The sequence below is a fragment of the Kitasatospora sp. NPDC048715 genome (assembly GCF_043198905.1).
GTDB lineage: Bacteria > Actinomycetota > Actinomycetes > Streptomycetales > Streptomycetaceae > Kitasatospora > Kitasatospora lactacystinica.
Genome location: NZ_JBICVH010000018.1, coordinates 99,050 through 121,058 on the forward strand (window position 1 = coordinate 99,050; position 22,009 = coordinate 121,058).

The 22,009-nt window shown below is 73.3% G+C and carries 17 protein-coding genes; 13 read left to right on the top strand and 4 right to left on the bottom strand.

The window, feature by feature from the left end:
- Nucleotides 1-406 precede the first annotated feature (406 nt).
- From lpdA to ACGFSC_RS30590, 3 genes are all read left to right on the top strand, one after another.
- Nucleotides 407-1,813, top strand: a complete 1,407-nt coding sequence (gene lpdA, locus ACGFSC_RS30580) for a dihydrolipoyl dehydrogenase (RefSeq protein WP_359897017.1) — start codon at nucleotides 407-409, stop codon at nucleotides 1,811-1,813.
- Between the two features lie 80 nt (nucleotides 1,814-1,893).
- The gene (gene sucB / locus ACGFSC_RS30585; RefSeq protein ID WP_359897014.1) at nucleotides 1,894-3,678 is read left to right on the top strand and encodes a 2-oxoglutarate dehydrogenase, E2 component, dihydrolipoamide succinyltransferase; all 1,785 of its coding nucleotides are present in this window, start codon (nucleotides 1,894-1,896) and stop codon (nucleotides 3,676-3,678) included.
- 158 nt (nucleotides 3,679-3,836) lie between these two features.
- Nucleotides 3,837-4,352 carry a DUF4240 domain-containing protein gene (locus ACGFSC_RS30590; protein ID WP_359897012.1) on the top strand — a complete coding sequence of 172 codons (516 nt, stop codon included), beginning with the start codon at nucleotides 3,837-3,839 and terminating at the stop codon, nucleotides 4,350-4,352.
- Between the two features lie 6 nt (nucleotides 4,353-4,358).
- Here the strand turns inward: ACGFSC_RS30590 and ACGFSC_RS30595 are convergent, their stop codons facing one another.
- A complete protein-coding gene (locus ACGFSC_RS30595; protein WP_359897011.1) occupies nucleotides 4,359-5,516 on the bottom strand; it encodes a DUF2510 domain-containing protein in 1,158 nt (385 codons plus the stop codon).
- A gap of 190 nt (nucleotides 5,517-5,706) precedes the next feature.
- The gene (locus ACGFSC_RS30600) at nucleotides 5,707-6,204 is read right to left on the bottom strand and encodes a GNAT family N-acetyltransferase (RefSeq protein WP_359897009.1); all 498 of its coding nucleotides are present in this window, start codon (nucleotides 6,202-6,204) and stop codon (nucleotides 5,707-5,709) included.
- Between the two features lie 83 nt (nucleotides 6,205-6,287).
- Between ACGFSC_RS30600 and ACGFSC_RS30605 the strand changes: the two genes are divergently transcribed.
- Both ACGFSC_RS30605 and ACGFSC_RS30610 read left to right on the top strand, forming a co-directional pair.
- On the top strand, nucleotides 6,288-7,193 hold the full coding sequence (locus ACGFSC_RS30605; RefSeq protein ID WP_359897007.1) for a TIGR01777 family oxidoreductase: 906 nt from the start codon (nucleotides 6,288-6,290) through the stop codon (nucleotides 7,191-7,193).
- A 541-nt stretch (nucleotides 7,194-7,734) separates the two neighbouring features.
- Complete coding sequence (locus tag ACGFSC_RS30610) at nucleotides 7,735-9,066, top strand: FAD-dependent oxidoreductase (RefSeq protein WP_359897005.1); 1,332 nt, start codon at nucleotides 7,735-7,737, stop codon at nucleotides 9,064-9,066.
- A 294-nt stretch (nucleotides 9,067-9,360) separates the two neighbouring features.
- Here the strand turns inward: ACGFSC_RS30610 and ACGFSC_RS30615 are convergent, their stop codons facing one another.
- Nucleotides 9,361-11,229, bottom strand: a complete 1,869-nt coding sequence (locus ACGFSC_RS30615) for a regulator (RefSeq protein WP_359897003.1) — start codon at nucleotides 11,227-11,229, stop codon at nucleotides 9,361-9,363.
- 368 nt (nucleotides 11,230-11,597) lie between these two features.
- On the opposite strand from ACGFSC_RS30615, the gene ACGFSC_RS30620 reads away from it, so the two are divergent.
- The 7 genes from ACGFSC_RS30620 to ACGFSC_RS30650 all read left to right on the top strand — a co-directional run bounded on the left by ACGFSC_RS30620 (nucleotide 11,598) and on the right by ACGFSC_RS30650 (nucleotide 19,367).
- Nucleotides 11,598-12,359, top strand: a complete 762-nt coding sequence (locus ACGFSC_RS30620; RefSeq protein WP_359897001.1) for a 3-hydroxybutyrate dehydrogenase — start codon at nucleotides 11,598-11,600, stop codon at nucleotides 12,357-12,359.
- Nucleotides 12,360-12,512: 153 nt separating this feature from the next.
- Nucleotides 12,513-13,922: an MFS transporter gene (locus ACGFSC_RS30625; protein WP_359897000.1), complete on the top strand. Its 1,410-nt coding sequence runs from the start codon at nucleotides 12,513-12,515 to the stop codon at nucleotides 13,920-13,922.
- 67 nt (nucleotides 13,923-13,989) lie between these two features.
- A complete protein-coding gene (locus tag ACGFSC_RS30630; RefSeq protein ID WP_359896998.1) occupies nucleotides 13,990-15,900 on the top strand; it encodes a GAF domain-containing protein in 1,911 nt (636 codons plus the stop codon).
- A gap of 235 nt (nucleotides 15,901-16,135) precedes the next feature.
- Nucleotides 16,136-16,906: a lipoyl(octanoyl) transferase LipB gene (gene lipB / locus ACGFSC_RS30635; protein WP_380352416.1), complete on the top strand. Its 771-nt coding sequence runs from the start codon at nucleotides 16,136-16,138 to the stop codon at nucleotides 16,904-16,906.
- A gap of 177 nt (nucleotides 16,907-17,083) precedes the next feature.
- Nucleotides 17,084-18,037 carry a lipoyl synthase gene (gene lipA, locus ACGFSC_RS30640; RefSeq protein WP_359896996.1) on the top strand — a complete coding sequence of 318 codons (954 nt, stop codon included), beginning with the start codon at nucleotides 17,084-17,086 and terminating at the stop codon, nucleotides 18,035-18,037.
- Nucleotides 18,038-18,248: 211 nt separating this feature from the next.
- On the top strand, nucleotides 18,249-18,443 hold the full coding sequence (locus tag ACGFSC_RS30645) for a hypothetical protein (protein ID WP_359896994.1): 195 nt from the start codon (nucleotides 18,249-18,251) through the stop codon (nucleotides 18,441-18,443).
- A 225-nt stretch (nucleotides 18,444-18,668) separates the two neighbouring features.
- Nucleotides 18,669-19,367, top strand: a complete 699-nt coding sequence (locus ACGFSC_RS30650) for a DUF4191 domain-containing protein (protein WP_380352414.1) — start codon at nucleotides 18,669-18,671, stop codon at nucleotides 19,365-19,367.
- Between the two features lie 164 nt (nucleotides 19,368-19,531).
- On the opposite strand, the gene ACGFSC_RS30655 is transcribed toward ACGFSC_RS30650, so the two are convergent.
- Nucleotides 19,532-19,999 carry an RDD family protein gene (locus ACGFSC_RS30655; RefSeq protein ID WP_359896991.1) on the bottom strand — a complete coding sequence of 156 codons (468 nt, stop codon included), beginning with the start codon at nucleotides 19,997-19,999 and terminating at the stop codon, nucleotides 19,532-19,534.
- Between the two features lie 275 nt (nucleotides 20,000-20,274).
- Here ACGFSC_RS30655 and glnA point away from each other — a divergent pair, with 275 nt between their 5' ends.
- Nucleotides 20,275-21,687, top strand: coding sequence for a type I glutamate--ammonia ligase (gene glnA, locus ACGFSC_RS30660; protein WP_359896989.1), 1,413 nt, complete (start codon nucleotides 20,275-20,277; stop codon nucleotides 21,685-21,687).
- Nucleotides 21,688-22,009: the final 322 nt, after the last annotated feature.

The following is a 22,009-nucleotide window of genomic DNA, read 5'->3' on the forward strand; positions in this document are numbered from 1 at the left end:
ACCCCCCGGACCCGGGGCGCCCCCTGGTCCAGGACCCGCTGCGACGGGGCCCGGCGCGTGTGCGCCGGGCCCCGCCGTCGTTCCGGCCCGGTTACCTGCGAGTAGGACCGGTGGCCGTGGCGCACCTCTGTTCGCTGCGGGCGAAACTTTGTTCCGCAGTACGGAAGAAGCTGTGGCGGGCAACGCGGAAGACGCCCGTCCGGCGGCTGTCAACACCGCGCTGAGCTGCGATGATGCCCTTCCGTCGGGGGTGTTCGCGCCCCGGTGACCGCTCCGTGGGACACCCCTGGGGCGGACCCGGACATCAGCCACCGTGAACAAGTGCGAAGATGTATTTCCGGCACGACTGGGCGCCCCACAAAGGCTTCCGACCCACCGGACCGCGACCGGCCCGGCGACCCACCCCATGCATGGAGGACGTGACGTGGCGAACGACGCCAGCACCGTTTTCGACGTTGTCATTCTCGGAGGCGGAAGCGGCGGTTACGCCGCGGCGCTCCGCGCCGCTCAGCTGGGCCTGAGCGTCGCCCTGGTCGAGAAGGGTGAGCTGGGCGGCACCTGCCTGCACCGCGGCTGCATCCCGACCAAGGCGCTCCTGCACGCCGCGGAGATCGCGGACGAGACGAAGGAGGCCGCCGAGTTCGGCGTTCTGGCCACCTTCCAGGGCATCGACATCAACGGCGTCCACAAGTACAAGGACGACGTCATCGCCGGCCTGTACAAGGGCCTCCAGGGCCTGGTGGCCTCCCGCAAGGTCACCTTCATCCAGGGCGAGGGCAAGCTCTCCTCGCAGACCTCGGTGGACGTCAACGGCCAGCGCATCGAGGGCCGCCACATCGTCCTGGCCACCGGCTCCGTGCCGCGCTCGATCCCGGGCCTGGAGATCGACGGCAACCGCGTGATCTCCTCCGACCACGCCCTGAAGCTCGGCTTCATCCCGAAGTCGGCCGTCATCCTCGGCGGCGGCGTCATCGGCGTCGAGTTCGCCTCGGTCTGGAAGTCCTTCGGCGTCGAGGTCACCATCGTCGAGGCGCTGCCGCACCTCGTCCCGCTGGAGGACGAGAACTCCTCCAAGCTGCTGGAGCGCGCGTTCCGCAAGCGCGGCATCAAGTTCGAGCTGAAGGCCCGCTTCTCGGGCGTCGAGTACACCGAGACCGGTGTCCGCGTCTCCACCGAGAACGGCAAGCAGATCGACGCCGACCTGCTGCTCGTCGCCATCGGCCGCGGCCCGGTCTCCTCCGGCCTCGGCTACGAGGAGAACGGCGTCGCGATGGACCGCGGCTACGTCCTGGTCGACGAGTACATGCGCACCAACGTGCCCACCATCTCCGCCGTCGGCGACCTCGCCCCGACCCTCCAGCTGGCCCACGTCGGCTTCGCCGAGGGCATCCTGGTCGCCGAGCGCCTGGCCGGCCTCAAGCCGGTGCCGATCGACTACGACGGCGTTCCGCGCGTGACCTACTCCAACCCCGAGGTGGCCTCCGTCGGCATCTCCGAGGCCAAGGCCGTCGAGCTGTACGGCAAGGAGAAGGTCGTCACCCTGAAGTACAACCTGGCCGGCAACGGCAAGAGCAAGATCCTGAAGACCGCCGGCGAGATCAAGCTCGTCCAGGTCAAGGACGGCGCCGTGGTCGGCGTCCACATGGTCGGCGCCCGCATGGGCGAGCAGGTCGGAGAGGCCCAGCTGATCTACAACTGGGAGGCCCTCCCGGCCGAGGTCGCGCAGCTCATCCACGCGCACCCGACCCAGTCCGAGGCCCTGGGCGAGGCGCACCTGGCGCTGGCCGGCAAGCCGCTGCACGCGCACGACTGATCACGCCCCACCCCCTTTCCCGGTACTTCCCGTACGCAAGTACTTCCCGTACGCAAGACTTGATAGGAGTCGCTGAAACCATGGCGGTCTCAGTAACACTGCCCGCGCTGGGCGAGAGCGTTTCCGAGGGCACCGTCACCCGCTGGCTGAAGGCCGAGGGTGAGCGTGTCGAGGTCGACGAGCCGCTGCTGGAGGTGTCGACCGACAAGGTCGACACCGAGATCCCGGCCCCGGCCTCCGGCATCCTGGCCTCGATCAAGGTCGCCGAGGACGAGACCGTCGAGGTGGGCGCCGAGCTGGCGATCATCGACGACGGCTCGGGCGCCCCGGTCGCCGCCGCGGCCCCCGCCGTCGAGGCCGCGCCCGTCGCCGCCCCGGCCCCGGTCGCCGCTCCGGTTGCCGCTGCCCCGGCCGCCCCGGCCCCGGCCCCGGTCGCCGCCGCGCCGGCCGCCGACGCCACCCCGGTGCTGCTGCCCGCGCTGGGCGAGTCGGTCACCGAGGGCACCGTCACCCGCTGGCTGAAGGCCGAGGGTGACACCGTCGAGATCGACGAGCCGCTGCTCGAGGTCTCCACCGACAAGGTCGACACCGAGATCCCGTCGCCGGTCGCCGGCACCCTGGTGAAGATCCTGGTCGGCGAGGACGAGACCGCCGAGGTCGGCGCCCAGCTCGCGCTGATCGGCGCCGCCGGTGCCGTCGCCGCCGCCCCGGCCCCGGTCGCCGCCCCGGCTCCCGCTGCCCCGGCCGCCCCGGCTCCGGTCGCCGCTCCGGCCGCTCCGGTTGCCGCCCCGGCGCCGGTCGCCGCTGCCCCGGCCGCCCCGGCGCCGGCCCCGGTCGCCGCCCCGGCGCCCGTTGCCGCTCCGGCTCCGGTTGCCGCTCCGGCCGCTCCGGTTGCCGCCCCGGCCCCGGTTGCCGCCCCGGCCGCTCCGGTGGCCGACAGCGGTGACGCCTACGTCACCCCGCTGGTGCGCAAGCTCGCCGCCGAGCACGGTGTCGCGCTGGCCTCCGTCGCCGGCACCGGCGTCGGCGGCCGCATCCGCAAGCAGGACGTCATCGCCGCCGCGGAGGCCGCCAAGGCCGCTCCGGCCCCGGTCGCCGCTGCCGCCCCGGCCGCCGCGCCGAAGGCCGCCGCCTCGCCGTCCGCCCTGCGCGGCCAGACGGTCAAGATGACCCGCATGCGCAAGGTCATCGGCGACAACATGCTGAAGGCTCTGCACGAGCAGGCCCAGCTGACCAGCGTGGTCGAGGTGGACGTCACCAAGATCATGTCGCTGCGCGCCAAGGCCAAGGAGGGCTTCCTGGCCCGCGAGGGCGTCAAGCTCTCCCCGATGCCGTTCTTCGTCAAGGCCGCCGCCCAGGCGCTGAAGGTCCACGCGGTCGTCAACGCCCGGATCAACGACGCCGAGGGCACGGTCACCTACTTCGACACCGAGAACATCGGTATCGCGGTGGACTCCGAGAAGGGTCTGATGACCCCGGTCATCAAGGGTGCGGGCGACCTCAACATCGCCGGCATCTCGAAGAAGACCGCCGAGCTGGCCACCAAGGTCCGCGACAGCAAGATCACCCCGGACGAGCTGTCCGGCGCCACCTTCACCATCAGCAACACCGGCTCCCGCGGTGCGCTGTTCGACACCGTGATCGTGCCGCCGAACCAGGTCGCCATCCTGGGCATCGGTGCCACCGTCAAGCGCCCGGTGGTCATCGAGGCCGACGGCGGCACCGCCATCGGCATCCGCGACATGACCTACCTGTCGCTCTCCTACGACCACCGCCTGGTGGACGGCGCCGACGCCGCCCGCTACCTGGTCGCGGTCAAGGAGATCCTGGAGGCCGGCGAGTTCGAGGTCGAGCTCGGCCTCTGACCCCACCAGGTCCCCGCGGAACCCCGCACACGGAACCCCGCGTCGTCCCCGGACGGCGCGGGGTTCCGCCGTTCCCGGCCCCCGGACACGCCGAGTCCCGGAGTCGCGCCGAGTCGCGGCATGCACGGACGCGGCGGAACGGGGATGCTGGAGCGGTGATGGACGAGACGGACTTCTGGCAGATCATCGACGACACCCGGGACGACGCCGACGGCGACCCCGACGAGCAGGCAGACCTCCTGGTGGAACGGCTCCTCCAGCTGACCCCGGACGATGTGATCGACTTCGCCCGGCTGTTCCAGGCGCGGTTCCAGCGCGCCTACCGCCACGACCTGTGGGGCGCGGCCTACCTGATGCTCGACGGCGCCTCCGACGACACCTTCGACTACTTCCGGTCCTGGCTGATCGGCCAGGGCCGGGAGGTCTTCGAGGGCGGGCTCACCGATCCGGACGACCTGGCGGACCTGCTGCCCGAGTTCGACGAGGAGGAGGACGGCGAGGCCGAGGACCTCGGCTACGCCGCCGACGAGGCGTACGAGCGGCTGACCGGGCTGCCGCTGCCCGAGGTGGGCGTGCGGCAGCCCGAGCGGCCGGCCGGGCCGGTGCTGGACTTCGACGATCCGGACGTCATGGCGAAGCGCTTCCCCAAGCTCTGGGAGCGGTACGGGGACTGAGGGCGGTCAGGTGCTGCTGCCGGAGGAGCTGTCCTGCTTGATGCCCTTGAGGATCTGGTCCAGCACCGCGAAGTCCGGCGCGGCCGGACTGTCGTCCACGCCGCCCTCCATGACCACGTAGCCACCGCCCTTGGCCGGGAGGGCGGCCAGCAGGACGTAGCCCTGGGTGCCGTCCGTGGTGCGGATGTGCCAGCGGGTGGCGTAGCCGAGCACTCCGGCCACGCTGATGTACCCGGAGCCGGCGTCGGTGTGCGAGCTGACGCCGGAGAAGACCTGCCCGGCGTAGGAGGGCATCTGGGCGTCGGCGGCGGCCTTGGGCGTGGTGCCCTGGACGATGTCCTTCTCGACCGAGAACTGGCCGCGGATGCAGGAGCTGCCGTCGGGGCAGGTGTAGCGGTCGGTGCCGAGGTAGACGGTCGAGTGCGGCGGGTTGTCGGACACCACCCAGCCGTCGAGGACCGGCACGGTGATCGCGTGCTCCGGGTCGGGGACGGTGCTCTTGACCGCCGGCAGGGGCTTGGGCGCCGCGGGGCTGCTGGTGGGCGCGGTGGGGCTGGGGCTCGGCGTGGGGCTGCTGCTCCGGGGCGCGGTGACCGTGGGGTCCGGGGTCGGGTCCGCCCGGTGGTCGCCGCCGCTGTTGAAGACGACCCCGGCGACGATCCCGGCCACCGCCAGCACGGCGACCGCGATGCCGATGATCAGACCGGTCTTCGGTCGGGCCGGGCCGGCCGGCGGCGGGTAGCCCGGGCCCGGGTAGCCGTAACCGGGGCCGTAGCCGGGGCCCTGGGGCGGGTAACCGCCCTGGGGCGGGCCCGGATAGTCGCGCTGGGCCGGGCCGGGGTAGCCGCCCTGCGCCTGGTAACCGCCCTGGGCCTGGGCCTGGTACGCGTCCTGGCCGGGGTAGCCGTAGGCGGGTGCCTGGTGGGCGTCCTGGCCCGGGTAACCGTAGGTCGGGGCCGCCGGGCCGCCCGGGTACCCGTAGCCGGGCTTCCGGTCGGACGGCGACCCGGTCTGGGTGGGGGCGTCGGCGAGCCCGCCCGCGACGCCGCCCTGGAGCGGTCGGACCTCGGCCGTCCAGGCGTTGCCGTCCCACCAGCGCTCGTGACCGGGGGTGCCGTCCGCACCCGGGACCGGGTACCACCCGGGAGGCGTCGAGTTGCTCACGGGCGTACGGTACCCGGCACGGCGGCGCTCCAGACAGGTCGGGACCGTCACGACTCTGCACCGCCCGGCGAACGGCCAACCTCCCTTGGCGGCAAGCCTGTTCGAACGGCCGGCGCGCGGGCGGGACGGGAAGGTGCGGGCGGGACGGGAAGGTGCGGGCAGGGCGGCGCGGGCGCGGGTGCCCTGCCGCTCAGTCGGCCAGGCCGCGGGCCATCCAGATGTCGTCCACGTACCGGCCGTCGATCAGGAACTCCTCGGCCAGCGAGCCCTCGACGACGAAGCCGCAGCTCTCGTAGAGGCGGCGGGCCGGAGCGTTCCAGCCGAGCACCCGCAGGCTCATCTTGCGGGCGCCCTCGGCCCGGGCCGCCGCACAGGCCGCGTCGACCAGTCGGCGGCCGATGCCCCGGCCGCGGACGGTGCCGTCGACGGCCAGGCCCTGGATCTGCCGCACGTGCCGGTTGCTCGCCAGCCGGGTGGCCGGGACCTGCCGGATGTAACCGACGATCCGGCCGTCCAGCACGGCCAGCAGGTAGTGCTCGGGGGCGTGCCGCTCGTCGAAGAGCGGGTCCTCGACGGGCGGTTGCGGGGAGACGTCGGACAGGACGGACCAGGCCGCGTGGTTGAGGACGGCGAGTTCGCGCTCGTCCTCGCTCCGCGCCGTACGGATGATCAGATCGTCGTCAGGCATGCGCGTCATGCTAACGGCGCATGCGGAGGTGACGGCCGGTCGGGAACACCGCGGGAGCGCGCGGGAGCTGCGAGGATGGGCGCATGCGCATCGCTGTCACGGGTTCCACGGGTTTGATCGGTTCGGCGCTCGTCCGCTCCCTGCTGGCGGACGGCCACGAGGTGGTCCGGCTGGTCCGGCACCGCTCGAAGACCGGCCCACGGCCGGACGGCAGCACCGCGATCGGCTGGAACCCGCTGCTCGGCGAGGTCGAACGGGACGGACTGACCGGGGTTCAGGCCGTGGTGCACCTGGCCGGCGCCGGGGTCGGCGACCGCCGCTGGACGGACTCCTACAAGCGGGAGATCCGGGAGAGCCGGGTGTACGGCACCGAGACGCTGGCCGTCGCCCTGGCCGGGCTCAAGGAGCCGCCGCAGGTCCTGGTGAGCGCCTCCGCGGTCGGCTGGTACGGGCAGACCGGCGACCGGGTGATCGACGAGGACTCCCCCGCCGGCGACGACTTCCTGGCCGAGGTCTGCCGGGAGTGGGAGGACGCCGCCCGGCCGGCCGAGCGGGCCGGGATCCGGGTCGTCCACCCGCGCACCGGCATGGTGCTGTCCGCGGCCGGCGGGGCGGGCGGGCGGCTGTTCCCGCTGTTCAAGCTGGGTCTCGGCGGGCGGCTCGGCGACGGGCGGCAGTACTGGAGCTTCATCTCGCTGCACGACGAGGTGGCCGCGCTGCGGTTCCTGATCGACCACGACGACCTCTCCGGCGCCTTCAACCTCACCGCTCCGAACCCGGCGACCAACGCCGAGCTGACCACCGCGCTGGGCCGGGCGCTGCGGCGGCCGACGCCGTTCCCGGTGCCGGAGGCGGTGCTCAAGGCGGTGCTGGGCGAGCTGGCGATCGAGGTGGTCGGCAGCCACCGGGTGGTGCCGCGGCGGCTGCTGGACGCGGGCTTCCGCTTCACCCACCCGGACGTGTACTCGGCGGTGCTCGCCGCGATGTGACGGGTGCGCGGGGCGGCGTCAGGGGCACGCGCGGAGCGGGTGCCGGGTGCTGGCCGGCGGGGCGGGCGCGGTCGACGGGGCGGGCGCGGTCGGCGGGGCGGGTGCGCGGGTCGGTGCGGCCCCTGGGGCGGGTGCTGGGCGGCGGGCGCGCGGGGTGGCTGCGCGCGCCGGGAGGGTAGGCGGGCGCGCGGGTCGCGCGAAGCCCGTATGTACTCCGACGACGGCATCCGCCCTGGCCAGCGGCATATGCCGAGCGGGGCCCGAGGGGGCCCGAGGAGGGGGCGCACGGGAGCACATGGTGGGCGCGTCGCACGCCCCCGGTGACCGTACGCGCCCACCGACCCCCGAACCCGGCCACCACGGCGCACTGTCCGTGACCACTCCCCCGCCCGATGCCTCAGGACCCTCCGCGGCCTTCGGATCCGGCCCGATGCGCTTGTCTGATGCTCACACTGACTGGGCATCACCCTCCACGGACCGTGTCCCGGCACCCCGCTGCCTGCGTCGGCCGGAGCCCCGGGACCAGGGAGGGAGCACCCCAGTGCCCACGTACGACTTCACCCGCCGCGCCCGCCGGCCGTCCGACCCGGACGTCGTCGTGGTCGGCGCCGGACTCGCGGGCCTGGCCGCCGCCCGCGCGCTCACCGGCCACGGCCTCACCGTTCAGGTCCTGGAGACCACCGACCGGATCGGTGGCCGGATGGCCACCCGCGAACAGGACGGATTCCGGCTCGACGACGGCAGTCACCTGTTGAACACCGCCTTCCCCGAGCTGCGCCGCACGCTCGACCTCGACCGCCTCGACCTGCGCCCGCTCGCGCCCGGCGTGCTGGTGCACAGCGCCGGCCGCCGGTACCGCGCCGGGGACCCCCAGCTCACCGTCGCCCGGCAGGCCGCCGCCCGGTCCCCGCTCGGCAGCCCGCTGGACAAGGCCCGGCTGGCGGGCCGGCTCGGCCGGCTCGCCGCCACCCCGGTCGGCCGGCTCCAGGCCCGTCCGGAGACCACCGCCGCCCGCGCACTGACCGGCCACGGCCTGGCCCAGCGCACCGTGGACGGCTTCCTGCGACCGCTGCTCAGCGCCCTGCTCTCCGATCCGGCGCTCGGGACCAGCAGCCGGGTCGCCGACCTGGTGCTGCGCTCGTACGCGCGCGGGCGGCTCTGTCTGCCCGCCGCCGGGATCGCGGCGGTACCGGCCCAACTGGCCGCCGCCCTCCCCGCCGGCACCGTCCGCACCCGGGTGCGGGTCACCTCGATCGCCGCGGACGGCGTGGAGACCGCCGCGCACGGGCGGATCGGCGCCCAGGCCGTCATCGTCGCCACCGACGCCCGCTCCGCCGCCGAACTGCTGCCCGGGCTGCGGCTACCGGACTTCCACCCCGTCACGACCTTCTACCACGCCGCCGACGCCGCCCCGCTGGGCGAGGCCGTCCTGCTGCTCGACGGCGACCGGCCGAACGGGCACCCGCCGCTGGTCTCGCACTCACTGGTGCTCAGCGAGCTGCACCCGTCCTACGCCCCGGCCGGCCAGTCGCTGATCGCCACCACCGTGCTCGGGCGGCGCGCCTTCGACGTGGGCGGCCCGGCCGGTCTGGAGCCGGCCGTCCGGACCCGGCTGGCCGAGCTGTACGGCGGCTCGACGTCGGGCTGGCAGTTCCTCGGCGTGCGGCACGTCCCGGACGCGCTGCCCGCGATGCCGCCGCCGCACAACCCCCGCCGCCCGGTGCGGCTGCTGGCCGGGCTGTACGTCGCCGGGGACCACCGGGACACCAGCACCGTGCAGGGCGCGCTGGTCTCCGGGCGGCGGGCGGCACAGGCGGTGCTGGGCGACCTCGGTGTCCCCGCCGACGCCCGGGAGGCGGAGGCGGCGGCCTGACGACCGGGCCCGCGCCCGGGCACAGGCGCGGGCACGGCGAGCGGCATCGGCCGGCTCCTCGGCCTCGGCGGGCGTCGCGGCGCCCCGCCGGAACGACGGGCACCGCGTGGCCGGTGCCCGTGTTCCTGCCGCCGTTCCCGGCCGTTCCCAGCCGTTCCCGCCCGTTCCCGCCCGTCCGCGGGCCGCTCCGCGCCGGTGACGGCCGCCGCGGAACGGCCGGAGGTCCGGGCCGGGGCCGCTGGGCCCGGACCTCCGTGCGCCGGGTGCGTGGGGCGGGCCCCACCCGCCCTTCGGTCAGATCACCCCCGCCTGCCGGGCCGTCTCCTCGAAGGCGCGGGCCACCGGGCTGCCGCGGTAGGGGGTGAGGCGGCGGTGGAAGTCCCGGACGTACTCCAGCGAGCGGGCCGAGCGCATCTCCCCCGCCGCCCGCAGCGCGTCGGTGGCCATGGTGCAGGCCTCGTCGAGGTCCCCCATGCCGAGCCGGGCGGTGGCCAGCACCAGACGGCAGAAGATCCGGCTGCGGGCGTAGGCGGGCGAGCGCAGCCGCAGCGACTTCTCGGCGTGCTGCGCGGCCGTCCGCCACTGCTGGAGGTCGCGGTAGCAGTGGGCGAACTCGTCGGAGAGCTGGGCCTCGTCGAAGTACCGCGCCCAGGAGGGCAGTTCGTCGCCCGTCCGGGCCGCCGCCAGGGAGCGCTCGGCGCGCACCAGGGCGGTGGTGCAGGACCGGACGTCGCCCAGCAGCCCGTGCCCGCGCGCCTCGGCGGCGTGCATCAGCGACTGGACGACCGGCGGCACGGCGGTGCCCACGCCCTGCTGGGCGACCCGGGCGAGCTGGACCGCCTCCCGGCCGTGGCCCAGGTGGACGGCCTGCTGGCTCATCGTCACCAGCACGTAGCCGCCGAGCGCGCGGTCCCCGGCGGCCTGGGAGAGGCGCAGCGCCTGGACGAAGTAGCGCTGGGCGAGGCCGTGCGCGGCGATGTCGAAGGACGTCCAGCCGGCCAGCCTGGTGAGGTCGGCGACCGCGCCGAACAGGGCCCGGCCGATCTGTTCCCCGTAGCGGCCGCGCAGCATCGGCTCGGCCTCGCTCTCCAGGTAGCGGACCAGCGCCTGGCGGGCGTGGCCGCCGCCGTAGGCGTGGTCGAGCGCGCGGAAGAGGTCGCCGACGGCGCGGATGGCGGCGATGTCGCCGCGGCCGACCCGCAGGGTGGGGCGGGACTCGCGGGCCGGGTCGGTGTACGGCGGTTCGACGGCGACCGGCGGCCGGCGGCTCTGGATCGGCACCCGGCCGATGGTGGGGGCGGTGCCGGTGGTCCCGGCCGTGCTGCGGGCGGTGGGGGCCCCGGGGACGCCGGGGGCGGGGCCGCGTGCCGGGCTCCCGGGGGACGCGCCGGGCGCGCCCGGCGCCGGGGCGCCGGTGATGGCCGCGGAGGTGGCGCTGCCGGACGGCGGGCCGGCGGCGGCGTCCGAGCGGGTCAGGGTGGAGCCGTCCCGGGCGACCCGCTCGTCGGTGCGGCCGATCAGCCAGTCCCGGCTGGGGACGACCAGGCCGGCCGGGGTGAAGGCGATCCGGCGCAGCTCGGACTGCGGGCCGTTGTCCTTGCGCCACATGCTCGCCACGATGTCCACCGCCTCCTGCGGCGTCTCGGCGAACTCCAGGCCGGCGTAGACCGGGGCGCAGGCGTCCAGGCCGAGGTCCTGGGCGGTGAGGCGGCGGCCGAGGCGGCGGGTGAAGACCTCGGCGATCAGCGCCGGGGTGGCCCCGCGCGGCTGCTGGCCGCGCAGCCAGCGGGTGACCGAGGTCTTGTCGTAGCGCAGGTCCAGGCCGTGCTCCAGGCCGAGCTGGTCGACCCGGCGGGCGAGGCCCGCGTGCGAGAAGCCGGCCTCCTCGATCAGCGCCGCGAGCTGGCCGTTCTGCGGGGCCGGGCCGGAGTGGCCGGGGCCGCGGGGAGGGCCGGGCACGGGCGCGGCGGGGTTCTCGTGCCGGTCGGGTGTGGCCTGCACCGGCAGCCGCCGGTCCTCGGCGTCCGGGGCGTCGGCGGTCAGCGTGTCGGCGGTCAGGGCGTCGGGGGCGTCCGGAAGGGTCCGGCCGACCGTCCCTCGGTGCTGGCCGAGCGGGTCGAGCGGTCCGTACGCCGGGCTGTCGGTTGCAGGCCGTTGGGGCATGTCTGTCAACACCTCTCGGACGTCGCACCGGGCTTCACCAGCACTTCGGCGGCCCGGGGCGGCGCCCCCTGTCGGGAATCGGCGTGAATGTAGCGAGCATTCGGGCGCTATGGGTGGATCTGACCGAGCAATCCACCGAACGGGTGAAGCAACCGCGCCCATTTCGGGGAAGCGGGGCCATCTCGGGTTTGGTCGTCCGGGGTCGAACCACCGGCCGTTCCGAGGGCTTCCCCGAGGGCCTCTCCGAGGGTCGATCCACCGTTCGGACCCCGCTCCGGTGTCATGGCGGACAGCACCACAGCCCAACGGACTGCTGTGGCGTTCCGCCACATGGGAGCGGGGCCGCCGGATTCCTACCGTTCTCGGCCATGGACACCTCTACTGCCCGCCCGCTCGCCGGCCGCACGGCCATGGTCACCGGGGCCGCCTCGGGCATCGGCCGGGCCTGCGCCGAGGCCTTCGCCGGGGCCGGCGCCCGGGTCTACGTCGTCGACCTCGCGGCCGGCCCGGCCGAGGAACTCGCCGAGCGGATCGGCGGCCGCGCGATCGTCGCCGACCTCGCCGACCCCGGGGCCGTGGACGCCCTGCCGGACGACGCCGACATCGTCGTCAACAACGCCGGCCTCCAACACGTCGCGCCCGTGCACGAGTTCCCGCCCGACCGCTTCACGCTCATCCAGCGCGTCATGGTCGAGGCCCCGTTCCGCATCCTGCGCCGCACCCTGCCCCACATGTACGAGCAGGAGTGGGGCCGGGTCGTCAACGTCTCCTCCGTCCACGGCCTGCGCGCCAGCGCCTTCAAGTCCGCGTACGTCACCGCGAAGCACGCGCTGGAGGGCCTCAGCAAGACCGTCGCCCTGGAGGGCGCGCCGTACGGCGTCACCAGCAACTGCATCAACCCGGGCTACGTCCGGACTCCCCTGGTGGAGAAGCAGATCGCCGCCCAGGCGCTCGCCCACGGCATCCCCGAGGACGAGGTGGTCGAGCGGATCATGCTCGACCGCACCGCCGTGAAGCGCCTCATCGAACCCGACGAGGTCGCCCAACTCGCCCTCTGGCTCTGCTCCCCCACCGCCTCCTACATCACCGGCGCCAGCCTCCCCGTCGACGGCGGCTGGACCGCCCACTGAGCGGGGAGCGCCCGGCGGTCAGGCCTCCCCTCTCATAGGACAGGAAGGCACATTCGACCCCGGGACTGTGTGGGCCGTCCACATAGTCCCGGGGTCGGGTGCTTCCTACCTTGTGGCGACATCGTCTCCCCCCTGGTTCTGGAAGTGGTGGCCATGAGCACCTCCGCACGAGGTACGGCGGCGAGCAGTTCACTCCCGAGAGTGGTGGCTGCGAGCCTGATCGGCACGACCATCGAGTGGTACGACTACTTCTTGTACGGAACGGCGGCGGCGCTGGTGTTCGGGAAGCTGTTCTTCCCGCACAGCGATCCGCTGACCGGGACGCTGCTGTCCTTCCTGACCTACGCGATCGGGTTCGCGGCACGGCCGCTCGGGGCGCTGGTGTTCGGTCACTTCGGGGACCGGGTGGGACGGAAGAAGCTGCTGGTGGTGAGCCTGCTGCTGATGGGCGGGTCGACCACGGCGATCGGGCTGCTGCCGACGTACGACTCGATCGGGGTCGCGGCGCCGGTGCTGCTGACGGTGCTGCGGCTGGTGCAGGGCTTCGCACTCGGCGGCGAGTGGGGTGGCGCCGTGCTGCTGGTGTCGGAGCACGGGGACCAGCGGCGGCGCGGGTTCTGGGCGTCCTGGCCGCAGGGCGGGGCGCCGGCCGGGAACCTGCTGGCGGCCGGGGTGCTGTCGCTGATGACGGCGGTGCAGTCGGACGCGGCGTTCCTGGCGTGGGGCTGGCGGGTGCCGTTCCTGCTGTCGGCGGTGCTGGTCGTGGTCGGGATGTGGATCCGGCTCGCGGTGGACGAGTCGCCGCTGTTCAAGGAGGCGCTGGCGGCGCAGCACAAGCGCCAGGAGGAGCGGAACACGGCCAAACGGCTGCCGCTGGTGGAGGTGTTGCGGGACCACTGGCGGGAGGTGCTGGTGGCCATGGGCGCGCGGATGGCGGAGAACATCTCCTACTACGTGATGACCACGTTCGTGCTCACCTACGCCGTCACCCACGCCCACTTCTCCAAGCAGACCGCGCTGAACGCCGTCCTGATCGCCTCCGCGATCCAGTTCGCGCTGATCCCGCTGTTCGGCGCGCTGTCCGACCGGGTCGGGCGCAGGCCGGTGTACCTGGTGGGCGCGGTCGGGGTGGGCGCCTGGGCCTTCGTGTTCTTCGGGATGGTCGACACGAAGTCCTTCGGCTCGCTGGTCACCGCCGTGACCGTCGGCCTGGTCTTCCACAGCGCCATGTACGCGCCCCAGGCGGCCTTCTTCTCCGAGCTGTTCGCGACCCGGATGCGGTACTCGGGCGCCTCGATCGGCGCCCAGTTCTCCTCGGTGGCGGCCGGCGCCCCGGCGCCGCTGATCGCCACCGCGCTGCTCAAGGACTACGGCAGCTCCACGCCCATCGCGGTGTACGTCGCCATCGCGGCGGCGATCACCGTGCTGGCAGTGCTGTGCGGCCGGGAGACCAGGGGGCAGGACCTCATGGACGTCGAGGGACGGGACAACCGGGACGGCCGGGACGGCCGGGACGGCCGGGAGCCGGGCACCGCCTCGGCCGAAAAGCCCGCCGTCGCCTGAGGAGCGAGCCGATACGATCACGGTTTCTCGGAACCGACGGAACCGACGCCGATTGGCAGCACGCACCATGAACCACCCTCACGAAAACGCCGCGCCCGCGCTGCGGCGGCTGCTCGACCTGCTCGCCTCCGGAGCCGCCACCGAGGACTTCGCCGACGTGCTGGCCGACGCCCGCCGCCGCGGGGCGCCGGCCGCCGTCCTCGCCGAGATCGACGACGCCACCTGGCAGGCCCTGCGCGTCCACCGCACCCTGCGTCAACACCGGCGGCGCGAAGCCGAGTTGACGGCCCTGTTCGACACCGCCGGGGACCTCGCCGCCTCCCGGGACCTGGACGCCGTGCTCCAGGCGATCGTCCGCCGGGCCCGGATGCTGCTCGGCACCGACACCGCGTACCTGACCCTGCCGGACGAGGGCGCCGGCGACACCTACATGCGGGTCACCGACGGCTCGGTCTCCGTCCTGTTCCAGACCCTGCGGCTCAGCCTCGGCGACGGCCTGGGCGGGCTGGTCGCCCAGACCGCCCGCCCGTACGCCACCCCCGACTACCGCACCGACGAACGCTTCCACCACACCGGCACGATCGACGCCGGTGTGCTGGACGAGGGCCTGGTGGCGATCATCGGGGTGCCGCTGCTGCTCGGCGGTCAGGTCATCGGTGTCCTGTTCGCCGCCGACCGCACGCCGCGCGCCTTCTCCCCCGACGAGGTCGCGCTGCTCTGCTCGCTGGCCGCGCACGCCGCGATCGCCCTGGACACCGCCAAGTCGCTGGCCGACACCCGGGCCGCACTCGCCGAGCTGAACGCAGCCAACGAGCTGGTCCGGGCCCACTCCTCCGCCGTACAGCGCGCCGAGCAGGCGCACGACCGGCTCACCGACCTGGTGCTGCGCGGCGCCGAGGTGCCGGACGTCGCCGCCGCCGTGGCCGCCCTGCTGGGCGGGGAGATAGCGGTCCTGGACGCCGAGGGCGAACCGCTGGCCGGCCGCTCCGCACCCGCCGCCGAACTGGCCGAGGCGGTCGCCGCCTCCCGCGCCGAGGGCCGGTCCGTACGGCACGGCGAGCAGTGGGTCTGCGCGGTGCTGGCCGGACACGACGCACTCGGCACCATGGTGCTGCGCGGCCGGCCCGACCTCGACGACGCCGACCGGCGGCTGTTCGAGCGGGCCAGCGTCGTCACCGCGCTGCTCCTGCTGCTGCGCCGCTCGGTCGCCGAAACCGAGAACCGGGTCCGCGGCGAACTGCTCACCGACCTGCTGACCGCCCCCGAGCGGGACCCGGGCGGGCTCACCGCGCGCGGCCGCCGGCTCGGCGTCGACCTCGCCCGGCCGCACCTGGTGCTGGTCGCGGAGCCCGCCGACGGGAAGGCCGACGACCGGGCACGGCTGGCCGGTGCGGCCCGGCGCTACCTGTTCGGCTCCCGGGGCGTCAGCGCCGAGCACGCCGAGACGGTGGTGCTGCTGGCGCCAGTCGAGAGCGGCGGCACCGACGACCCCGAGGAGACCGCCCGGCAGGCCGCCGAACGGCTGGCCCGGCTGGCCGGGTTCCCGGTCACCGTCGGCGCCGGCCGGCCGGCCGCCGGGCCGGCCGCGCTGGCCGCCTCCTACGGCGAGGGCGTGCGCTGCCTCCGGGCGCTGCGGGTGCTCGGCCGCGCCGGGGAGGGCGCCTCGGCCCGGGCGCTCGGCTTCCTCGGCGTGCTGCTCGGCGACGGCCACGACGTGGACGGCTTCGTCGGCGCGACGCTCGGCCCGCTCCTGGCGTACGACGCCCGGCGCGGCACCGAGCTGGTCCGCACCCTGCGCGCCTACTTCGACTGCGGCGGCAGCCTGACCCGGGCCAAGGACGAGCTGCACGTCCACGTGAACACCGTGGTCCAGCGGCTGGACCGGGTCGAGGCGCTGCTCGGGCGGGACTGGAACCAGCCGGAGCGGTCGCTGGAGCTCCAGCTCGCGCTGCGGCTGCAGCTGCTCGCGGGCGGCTGAGGCCGACCGCTGCCGACCGCTGTCCCGGGGCCGGGCCGCTGCCGACCGCCGCCCCCGGGCCGACCGCCGCCCCCGGGCCGGGCGACCGACCCCGGGCCGGGCGACCGACCCCGGCAGGTCCGCTGCTCATGGGCGGCCGAGGGGGTTCGACCGGGCTGGGCGTACAGTGGCGAGGTTGGTCTCGAACGCCCGGCAAGGAGCGGCAACGGTGAGCGAGAACGTGCGTTTTGTTCGCATGGGCATAGGTGAGCGCACCGTGCCCTACCAGGAGGCCTGGGAGGAGCAGCAGCGGCTGCACGCGCTGCGGGTCGCGGACGAGATCCCCGACACCGTGCTGCTCCTGGAGCACCAGTCGGTGTACACCATGGGCAAGCGCACCAACCCCGCCGACCTGCCGCTGGACGGCACCCCGGTGGTCGAGGTCAACCGGGGCGGCGAGATCACCTGGCACGGCCCCGGCCAGCTGGTCGGCTACCCGATCGTCAAGCTGCCCGACCCGATCGACGTCATCGCCTACGTCCGCCGGCTGGAGGAGGCGCTGATCCGCACCGCCGGCGAGTTCGGCATCGGGTCCACCCGGGTCGAGGGCCGCAGCGGCGTCTGGGTGCTGGGCGAGTCCATCCCGGACGCCGTGGTGGATCCGGCGCAGGTGGTGGACATCGGCAGGCTGACCCTGCGGATGGGCCTGCCGCTGGGCATCGACCCGCGCCTGGCCGGCCCCGAGTACGCGCCCTCCAACGCCGGCCAGCGCGGTGACGACCGCAAGCTCGCCGCGATCGGCGTGCGGGTCGCCCGCGGGGTGACCATGCACGGTTTCGCGCTCAACTGCGACCCGGACATGACCTGGTTCGACAAGATCGTGCCGTGCGGCATCAGGGACGCGGGCGTCGCCTCGCTCACCGGCGAGCTGCGGCGCGGACTGTCCGCCGCCGAGGCCGCCCCGGTGGTCGAACGACACCTGGCGGACGTCCTCGCCGAGCTGCCGGAACCGGTCCTCGGCCACTGACCCGCCGGGCAGCGCCGACGCACCTTCCGCCGACGGCCGCCGAAACTGCCAGCGGCCGCTGGGAATCTACCGACCGGTAGCCATGTTGCCCTGCGATTGCAGGGCGGCAGGCCCGGCGAAGGCCGTACAACCACAGGCGTACCCTGGGGGTACCCCGTCTAGTTCTAGGAGTCGCACGTGTCCGCTGTCGCGCCCGACGGCAGGAAGCTGCTCCGCCTGGAGGTCCGCAACAGCGAGACCCCCATCGAGCGGAAGCCCGAGTGGATCAAGACCCGCGCGAAGATGGGCCCGGAGTACAACGCCCTCCAGTCGCTGGTGAAGAAGGAGGGGCTGCACACGGTCTGCCAGGAGGCCGGCTGCCCCAACATCTTCGAGTGCTGGGAGGACCGCGAGGCGACCTTCCTCATCGGCGGTGACCAGTGCACCCGCCGCTGCGACTTCTGCCAGATCGACACCGGCAAGCCCGCCGAGTTCGACCGCGACGAGCCGCGCCGGGTCGCCGAGTCCATCGTCACGATGGACCTCAACTACGCCACCATCACCGGCGTCGCCCGTGACGACCTGGAGGACGGCGGCGCCTGGCTGTACGCCGAGACCGTGCGCCAGGTGCACGCGATGACCGCCGCCCGCGAGGCCGGCCGCACCGGCGTCGAGCTGCTCATCCCCGACTTCAACGCGGTGCCCGAGCAGCTGGCCGAGGTCTTCTCCTCCCGCCCCGAGGTGCTCGCGCACAACGTCGAGACCGTGCCGCGGATCTTCAAGCGGATCCGCCCGGCGTTCCGCTACGAGCGCTCGCTGGACGTCATCACCCAGGCGCGTGCGGCCGGACTGGTGACCAAGTCCAACCTGATCCTGGGCATGGGCGAGACCCGCGAGGAGGTCAGCCAGGCGCTGGCCGACCTGGTCGGCGCCGGCTGCGAGCTGATCACCATCACCCAGTACCTGCGCCCCTCGCTGCGCCACCACCCGGTCGAGCGCTGGGTGAAGCCGCAGGAGTTCGTCGAGCTCCAGGAGGAGGCCGAGGAGCTGGGCTTCGCCGGCGTCATGTCGGGCCCGCTGGTGCGTTCCTCGTACCGGGCCGGCCGGCTGTACCGGCAGGCGCTGGAGCGGCGCGCGCAGGCCGCGGTCTGATCGCGGTCCGATCACGCGTGTGACGGCGGTCCGACGGCGGCCTCCCGGTCCACCGATCGGTTCGAGCCACGGGAAGGGCGGAGCTTCGGCTCCGCCCTTCCGGTTTTCACCACGCTTTGACTGGCTGGTCACGGGCTGGTAACACGGGGTGGGGACTCTGGACGCCTGGTGAGCGTTCGATTCTTCTCAGCCACGAGAGGAGCTGTTCGGCATGCGGGTTCAGATGCGGATCCGGTCGGTGGGGGTGGCGCTGCGGTTCGCCGAGAGCGTCCTGCTCGCTCCCGGCCAGCGGCACGCGCGCCGCAACGCGTGGGCGGCGGTGTGCGAGAACCGCCGGTACGCGGCGGACCGCAGGCACGACGACGCGGCGGCCCGGACGGCACAGCCGCGGCCGGTCCGGCGGTAGTGCTCCGGCGGTGACGCATCGGCGTCGGCGGCAGTGCTCCGGCGATGACGCATCGGCGTCGGCGGCAGTGCTCCGGCGGCAACGGATCGGCGTCGCCATCGGCGATAACGCTTCGACGTCGCAGGGCCCCCGGCGTCGCTCTGTGCGACGGCGTGCGGGCACACGGGTCACGGTTGGGGCGAACGGGTACCCGGGCTTGGATATCCCGTACCCGTGCCACGTACCATGAGCGTTATGGCGAGGGAAACATCCGAGAACCCCGGGCGACTGAAGCAGATCCGCCTGGCGTACACCATGACCAAGAAGGTCGACACCAAGATCGGCCTGATCATCGCCGGCGTCGGCCTGCTGACCTTCGGCGTGTTCCTCGCCATCGGCTTCGCGATCGAGCATCCCGTCTACCTGGGCATCCTGGGCTTCATCGTGGCCGTGCTGGCCATGGCGATCGTCTTCGGGCGCCGGGCCGAGCGCGCCGCGTTCGGTCAGATGGAGGGGCAGCCGGGGGCAGTCGCCGCGGTGCTGAACAACATCCGGCGCGGCTGGAGCTCCAACAGCACCCCGGTGGCGGTCACCCGTAACCAGGACGCGGTCTACCGCGCCGTGGGCCGGGCCGGCATCGCGCTGATCGGGGAGGGCAACCCGAACCGGGTCCGCCAGCTGCTGGCCTCCGAGAAGAAGAAGATGGCCCGTGTGGTCGGCGACGTGCCGGTGCACGACATCGTGGTGGGCAACGGCGAGGGCGAGATCCCGCTGAAGAAGCTCCAGATCCACCTGATGCGCCTGCCCCGCGCCATCACCGCCGCCCAGGTCACCGAGACCAACGACCGCCTGCGCGCGCTGGGCGACCTGCTCTCCAAGGCGCCGATCCCCAAGGGTCCGATGCCGAAGGGCGCCCGGATGCCCAAGGGCGGCCAGGCCCGCTGACCCTCCCCCGCCCCTGACGACACGAGAACGGCCCCGCCGCGGAAGCTCCGCGGCGGGGCCGTTCCGACGTTCGTACGGCGTCGGGGGTGCATCCCGGCCTCGACCAGGGCCGGGGCCGGGGGCCGGATCTCGGCCGGAGGCTGGATCCCGACCCCGACCGGAGGCTAGATCCGGACCTCGACGGTGCCGACCGCCTTGTCGTGCAGGCCGCGGGTGTCGCGGTCCCAGACCAGCGGCGGCACCACCAGGCAGAGCAACAGGGTGCGCAGCAGGACCTGCGGGATGGTCGCGCGGCGGCCGTCCAGCCGGACCACCCGGAGGCCGAACAGCCGCTTGCCGACCGTCGTGCCGGTGGTGGCCAGCAGCAGGGACGCGACCAGGAAGAACAGCGGGCTGGTCCACAGGTTGGCCTCGGCCTGGTCGCCGCGGGCGATCAGCCCGTACGAGATCAGGGCGACCAGCCAGCCGTCCACGAACAGGGCGCCGATCCGGCGGCCGGGGCCGGCGATCGAGCCGGGGCCCTCCTTGGGCAGCCCGAGGCGCTCGCCGCGGTGGCCGAAGTCGGCACCCATCTTCTCGGCGGCCGCCCGGGGGCCGTCGATCCACGATCCCAACGCTTCTCTGGTGTCCACGAATCCACACTAACCGGGCTGACGGCGTACGCCGCCACCGGCTCCCCTCCGGTCGGGGCATCACCCCCGACCGGGTGAATCCTCGTTCCGGCACCTTTCCAAGTGGTCCAGACCACTTGCGGGAGGGCGCCCAGCCGGGCAGGGTGATTTGTACCGTCCCGTACATCTTTGCCAGCCGCCCGGCAGCCGTGGTTAACATCTAGGAAACGAGCGGGTCACCGAGTGGAAACGACCCATTCCTATGGTGAGCCCAATTCGCACGCCGAGGAGGATGGATGTTCAACAACGCCGCCGAAGTGAAGCAGTTCATCCAGGACAACGACGTGAAGTTCGTCGACGTCCGCTTCTGTGACCTGCCGGGCGTCCTGCAGCACTTCTCCGTACCTGCGGCGACCTTCGACCCGTCCGAGATCCTGATGTTCGACGGCTCGTCGATCCGCGGCTTCCAGGCCATCCACGAGTCCGACATGGCCCTCGTGCCGGACCTCGCCACGGCCCGCCTCGACCCCTTCCGGGCCGAGAAGCACCTCAACATCAACTTCTTCATCCAGGACCCGGTCACCGGCGAGGCGTACAGCCGCGACCCGCGCAACGTCGCCAGGAAGGCCGAGGCCTACCTCGCCTCCTCCGGCATCGCCGACACCGCGTTCTTCGGGCCCGAGGCCGAGTTCTACGTCTTCGACTCGGTCCGCTTCGACACCAGCGCCAACGCGTCCTTCTACCACATCGACTCGGAGGCCGGTGCCTGGAACAGCGGCGCCGCCGAGGGCGACGTACGCGGCTACAAGGTCAAGTACAAGGGCGGGTACTTCCCCGTCCCGCCGGTCGACCACTTCGCCGACCTGCGCGCCGAGATGTCGCTGGAGCTCGCCAAGGCCGGACTGGAGGTCGAGCGCCAGCACCACGAGGTCGGCACGGCCGGCCAGGCCGAGATCAACTACAAGTTCAACACCCTGCTGCACGCCGCCGACGACCTGATGCTGTTCAAGTACATCATCAAGAACGTCGCCTGGCGGAACGGCAAGACCGCCACCTTCATGCCGAAGCCGATCTTCGGCGACAACGGCTCGGGCATGCACGTCCACCAGTCGCTGTGGAGCGAGGGCACCCCGCTCTTCTACGACGAGCAGGGCTACGCCGGGCTCTCCGACACCGCCCGCTACTACATCGGCGGGCTGCTGCGGCACGCCCCCTCGCTGCTGGCCTTCACCAACCCCTCGGTGAACTCCTACCACCGCCTGGTGCCGGGCTTCGAGGCGCCGGTCAACCTGGTCTACTCGCAGCGCAACCGCTCGGCCGCGATCCGCATCCCGATCACCGGCTCCAACGCCAAGGCCAAGCGCATCGAGTTCCGCGCGCCGGACCCGGCCTCCAACCCCTACCTGGCCTTCGCCGCCATGCTGATGGCCGGCCTCGACGGCATCCGCAACAAGATCGAGCCGCTGGAGCCGGTCGACAAGGACCTCTACGAGCTGGCCCCCGAGGAGCACGCCAACGTCCCCCAGGTGCCCTCCTCCCTCCCCGCCGTCCTAGAAGCCTTGGAAGCCGACCACGAGTACCTCCTCGCCGGCAACGTCTTCACCCCGGACCTCATCGAGACCTGGATCGACTACAAGCGCACCAACGAGATCGCCCCGATCGCCCTGCGCCCCCACCCGCACGAGTTCGAGCTCTACTACGACCTGTAGGGTCCCTCTGACCTGCGGAAACGCAGTTTTATCTCTCAACGTTTCCGCAGGTCAGACAAGGTTCTGACCTGCGGAAACGCCTGGAGAGGGGTCGACTGCGACACCCCTGGGCTCGCGATGTGAAATGAGTGTGAAATGAACACATGTAGATCGAACTCGCGATGACCACCCTGTTGCCCTTGCCATCACTGGGCAGTACGCCGTATCGCTACTTTCAGTAGTCACCGCCCGGGGGCCGGAGACTCAACAGGTTCGACCTCTTGCCAGCACTGTCTCTCCCGCAGGCAAGGCGTCACCCACGCTCGCCAGTTCCCGCCGATCA

What these genes read in the sequence shown, in the direction of transcription:
- lpdA (WP_359897017.1), top strand. Translation starts at nt 407, where the DNA reads ATGCATGGAGGACGTGACGTGGCGAACGACGCCAGCACCGTTTTCGAC.
- sucB (WP_359897014.1), top strand. Translation starts at nt 1,894, where the DNA reads ATGGCGGTCTCAGTAACACTGCCCGCGCTGGGCGAGAGCGTTTCCGAG.
- ACGFSC_RS30590 (WP_359897012.1), top strand. Translation starts at nt 3,837, where the DNA reads ATGGACGAGACGGACTTCTGGCAGATCATCGACGACACCCGGGACGAC.
- ACGFSC_RS30600 (WP_359897009.1), bottom strand. Translation starts at nt 6,204, where the DNA reads ATGCCTGACGACGATCTGATCATCCGTACGGCGCGGAGCGAGGACGAG.
- ACGFSC_RS30605 (WP_359897007.1), top strand. Translation starts at nt 6,288, where the DNA reads ATGCGCATCGCTGTCACGGGTTCCACGGGTTTGATCGGTTCGGCGCTC.
- ACGFSC_RS30615 (WP_359897003.1), bottom strand. Translation starts at nt 11,229, where the DNA reads ATGCCCCAACGGCCTGCAACCGACAGCCCGGCGTACGGACCGCTCGAC.
- ACGFSC_RS30620 (WP_359897001.1), top strand. Translation starts at nt 11,598, where the DNA reads ATGGACACCTCTACTGCCCGCCCGCTCGCCGGCCGCACGGCCATGGTC.
- ACGFSC_RS30625 (WP_359897000.1), top strand. Translation starts at nt 12,513, where the DNA reads ATGAGCACCTCCGCACGAGGTACGGCGGCGAGCAGTTCACTCCCGAGA.
- ACGFSC_RS30630 (WP_359896998.1), top strand. Translation starts at nt 13,990, where the DNA reads ATGAACCACCCTCACGAAAACGCCGCGCCCGCGCTGCGGCGGCTGCTC.
- lipB (WP_380352416.1), top strand. Translation starts at nt 16,136, where the DNA reads ATGGGCATAGGTGAGCGCACCGTGCCCTACCAGGAGGCCTGGGAGGAG.
- ACGFSC_RS30645 (WP_359896994.1), top strand. Translation starts at nt 18,249, where the DNA reads ATGCGGGTTCAGATGCGGATCCGGTCGGTGGGGGTGGCGCTGCGGTTC.
- ACGFSC_RS30650 (WP_380352414.1), top strand. Translation starts at nt 18,669, where the DNA reads ATGAGCGTTATGGCGAGGGAAACATCCGAGAACCCCGGGCGACTGAAG.
- glnA (WP_359896989.1), top strand. Translation starts at nt 20,275, where the DNA reads ATGTTCAACAACGCCGCCGAAGTGAAGCAGTTCATCCAGGACAACGAC.